Source organism: Streptomyces sp. CLV115 (assembly GCF_038448545.1).
GTDB classification, from domain to species: domain Bacteria; phylum Actinomycetota; class Actinomycetes; order Streptomycetales; family Streptomycetaceae; genus Streptomyces; species Streptomyces sanglieri.
Map to the genome: position 1 here is coordinate 1 of NZ_JBCEWQ010000301.1, position 3,769 is coordinate 3,769.

Below are 3,769 nucleotides of genomic sequence, written 5' to 3' on the forward strand. Positions count from 1 at the left end.
CCCCACCACGCGCCACCGGCCCGCCCGGTCGGCCCAGCCAGCCACCCGGGGCCCACGCCCCGTCCGTCCCCTCCCGCCCGCCTCGCCCGCGCCCCGTACACACCGCCCGGCCGGCGTCCGCGCCGCCTCCGTCTCCCCGGCTCACACCCCGTACGCGCCGCCCGCCCGGCCGAAGAGGGGGGCCAGAATCAGCTGGGCGGCTCCTTCGGCGACCGGTCGGTCGCCTCCTACGGCGGCGGTCACAGGTACCGGGGCGTCCATGCCGCCCAGCGCGGCTCGCTCGTCGAGCACGGCCCGGACGCCCCGTACGTAGGCCTCCGGATCGGCGGCCACCGTACGGCCGCCCAGCACCAGCCGGTCGATGTCCAGCAGCCCGACCAGGTTCGCGGCGCCGGCCCCCAGCACCCGGGCCGCCTCCGCGACGTCCCCCCGGGCGACCGCGGCGAGGCAGAGCGCCTCGATGCAGCCGCGCCCCCCGCAGCCGCAGACCGGCCCGTCCAGCTGGACGGTCTGGTGGCCGAACTCACCGGCCGCGGTCCGGGCCCCGCGATGCAGCGTTCCGCCGAGTACCAGTCCGGCGCCGAGCCCGGTCCCCAGGTGCAGATACGCGAAGTCGCCGCCGCCCGCCGCCCGCAGCGCCAGCCCGAGGGCGGCGGCGTTGGTGTCCTTGTCGACGACGACGGGCAGCCCGGTCCGTACCGCGAGCGCGTCCCGCAACGGATAGCCGTCCCACTGCGGAAACCCGGTGACGCGGTGCAGCACCCCGCCCCGGTGATCGAGCGGACCGGGCAGCGCGACGCCCACCCCGAGCACCGGCCGGTCCCCCGCCCCGGGCCCCGGCGCCCCGGCCCGTACCTCGGTCACCGCGTCCGTGGCCGCCGCGAGCACCCGGTCCGCCGGGGCGCCGAGGTCCAGCGGGGCGGTGCGGCTCGCGGCGACCTCGCCGGACAGGTCGACGAGCACCGCCGTCAGCTCGTCGCGGTCCAGGTGCAGGCCGACCGCGTACCCCGCGTCCGGCACCAGCCGCAGCACGGTGCGCGGCTTGCCCCCGGTGGACGCCCGCCGGCCCGCCCCGGCCGCCAGGCCTTCCGCCCGCAGCCGGGCGGTGATCTTGCTGACGGCCTGTGGCGTGAGACCCGTGCGCTCGGCGAGTTCGAGCCTGCTGATGCCGCACTCACCCGCCGCCCGCAGCAGATCCAGCACCAGCGCCGCGTTGTGGCTGCGCAGCGTCGGCAGGTTCGCGCCGCTATTGCTCCTGTTCACCACACCATTGTCGCTGTCGCTTGCACTATGGCAACAGCGTTGCTTAAGTGGCGGGCATGACTGGCGCAGACACGACTGGCAACGCGACCCACGAGACCCGTGCGACGCCCGCAGCGTCCGGGGCCCAAGGCCCGGGCGGGACCGCCGGGCCGGCCGGCGCCCCGTTGCGTGTCGGGCTCGTCGGCTACGGCCTGGCGGGTTCCGTCTTCCACGCCCCGCTGATCGCCGCGACCGGCGGTCTCGTCCTCGACACGATCGTCACCTCGAACGAGGAGCGGCGGGCGCAGGCGCGCGCCGAGTTCCCCGGCGTGCGGTTCGCCGCGTCGCCGCAGGAGCTGTGGGAGCGTACGGACGGCCCCGACGCCCCCGATCCGAGCGGCCCGCTCGGCCCGCTCGATCTGATCGTGATCGCCTCGCCGAACAAGACCCACGTCCCGATCGCGACCGCCGCGTTGGAGGCCGGTCTGCCGGTCGTCGTGGACAAGCCGGTCGCCGGTACGGCGGCCGAGGCGCGGGCGCTCGCGGCCCTGGCCGAGGAGCGCGGGCTGCTCCTCTCGGTCTTCCAGAACCGTCGCTGGGACAACGACTTCCTGACTCTCGCCCGCCTGATCGCGGACGGTGCGCTGGGCGACGTACAGCGCTTCGAGTCCCGCTTCGAGCGGTGGCGGCCGCAGCCGAAGGGCGGCTGGCGCGAGTCGGGCGACCCGCAGGAGATCGGCGGGCTGCTGTACGACCTGGGCAGCCATGTCGTCGACCAGGCGCTCACCCTGTTTGGACCGGCGGCGCTGGTGTACGCGGAGTCCGACGTACGCCGCCCGGGTGCCGCCGCCGACGACGACACGTTCATCGCGATCACCCATGCGAACGGGGTGCGCTCGCATCTGTACGTCAGTGCCACGACGGCCCAGCTCGGCCCGCGCTTCCGGGTGCTCGGCCGGAGTGCCGGCTACGTGAAGTACGGTCTCGACCCGCAGGAGGCCGATCTGCGCGCGGGCCTGCGTCCGGCGGCGGACCGGCCGTGGGGCGAGGAGCCCGAGGCGCTGTGGGGCCGGATCGGCTCGGGCGAGTCCCCGTTGACGGGCGGCGGCACCCCGGTCCGTTCGCTGCCGGGCGACTACCCCGGGTACTACGCGGCGGTGGCCGCGGCGCTGCGCGGAACGGGTGAAAATCCGGTGACCGCCCTTCAGGCGGCGGCCGCTCTGGATGTCCTGGAGGCGGCCCGCCGCTCGGCCCGCGAGGGCGTCACCGTGAAACTGCCCGCCACGACGGCCCCGTCCGCCACCGACTCCGCCGACTTCCCCGACACCGAGGAGCAGCCCGCATGAGCCACACAGCTCCGACCGTCCCCGAGCTCATCGCCCAGGAGCGCCGGCTGACACTGCCGCGCTTCGGCTACGACGAGGCGTACGCCCTCGGCGCCCTGCTCGTCGCGATGGCCCGGGAGAGCCATGCCCCGGTCGCGATCGACATCCGGCGCGGCGCACAGCAGATGTTCCATGCCGCGCTGCCGGGTTCGAGCGCGGACAACGACGCCTGGATCGACCGCAAGCGCAGGGTCGTGGAGCGGTACGGCGAGAGTTCCTACCTGGTCGGGACCAGATTCCGGGCGAAGGGGACGACCTTCGAGGACTCCTCGCGCCTGGACCCGGACGTCTATGCCGCGCACGGCGGCTCGTTCCCCATCGCGGTCGAGGGCGCGGGCGTCATCGGCTCGGTCACGGTCTCGGGGCTGCCCCAGGCCGAGGACCACGCCATGGTGGTCGCGGCGCTGGACCGGTTCGCGGCGACGCTCGGTGCGTGACTGAAGCGTGCTGGCGCCCGGTCGACGCCCGCCGGCGCCTGGTCGACGCCCGGCCGGCGCCCGGCTGGGGCGTGACCGACGCGTGACTCCGTGCGGAGGGACGGGCGGGGCGGTCGCCCGGCCCCGTCCCGCCCGTCCCTCCGTACCCGCTACGCGTCCTTGAGCTCCTGGCGCTGCCGTCCCAGCCCGGCGATCTCCAGCTCGACGACGTCCCCGGCCCGCAGATACGGCTTGGGCTCGGGGCGGCCGAGGGCGACCCCGGCCGGTGTTCCGGTGTTGATCACATCGCCCGGGTAGAGCGTCATGAAGTGGCTCAGGTACCGGACGACCTCACCCACCGGGAAGATCTGGTCGGCCGTCGTGCCGTCCTGCTTCAGCTCGCCGTTGACCCAGAGCTTCAGCGACAGCGCCTGCGGGTCGGCGACCTCGTCCGCCGTCACCAGCCACGGACCCAGCGGGTTGAACGTCTCGCAGTTCTTGCCCTTGTCCCAGGTGCCGCCGCGCTCGATCTGGAACTCGCGCTCGGAGACGTCGTGCGCGGTCGCGTACCCGGCGACGTGCGCGAGCCCCTCCTCGGCGGATTCCAGATAGCGGGCGGTGCGCCCGATGACGACCGCGAGCTCGACCTCCCAGTCGGTCTTGACGCTGCCGCGCGGGACCAGCACCGTGGGGGGGGGGGGGGGGGCGGGGGGGGGGGGGGGGGGG

At 75.2% G+C, this 3,769-nt stretch carries 4 protein-coding genes; 2 read left to right on the forward strand and 2 right to left on the reverse strand.

Annotated elements, in window-relative coordinates:
* Positions 1–141: 141 nt before the first annotated feature.
* Positions 142–1,263: an ROK family transcriptional regulator gene (locus AADR41_RS41500; protein WP_342287610.1), complete on the reverse strand. Its 1,122-nt coding sequence runs from the start codon at positions 1,261–1,263 to the stop codon at positions 142–144.
* 56 nt (positions 1,264–1,319) lie between these two features.
* Between AADR41_RS41500 and AADR41_RS41505 the strand changes: the two genes are divergently transcribed.
* Positions 1,320–2,588 carry a Gfo/Idh/MocA family oxidoreductase gene (locus AADR41_RS41505; RefSeq protein ID WP_446751209.1) on the forward strand — a complete coding sequence of 423 codons (1,269 nt, stop codon included), beginning with the start codon at positions 1,320–1,322 and terminating at the stop codon, positions 2,586–2,588.
* A complete protein-coding gene (locus AADR41_RS41510; protein ID WP_342287612.1) occupies positions 2,585–3,064 on the forward strand; it encodes a heme-degrading domain-containing protein in 480 nt (159 codons plus the stop codon). Before AADR41_RS41505 ends, AADR41_RS41510 begins: the two co-directional genes overlap by 4 nt.
* A 149-nt stretch (positions 3,065–3,213) precedes the next feature.
* On the opposite strand, the gene AADR41_RS41515 is transcribed toward AADR41_RS41510, so the two are convergent.
* Positions 3,214–3,769: fumarylacetoacetate hydrolase family protein (locus AADR41_RS41515; protein ID WP_342287614.1), on the reverse strand; the 556-nt coding region annotated here is incomplete at its 5' end.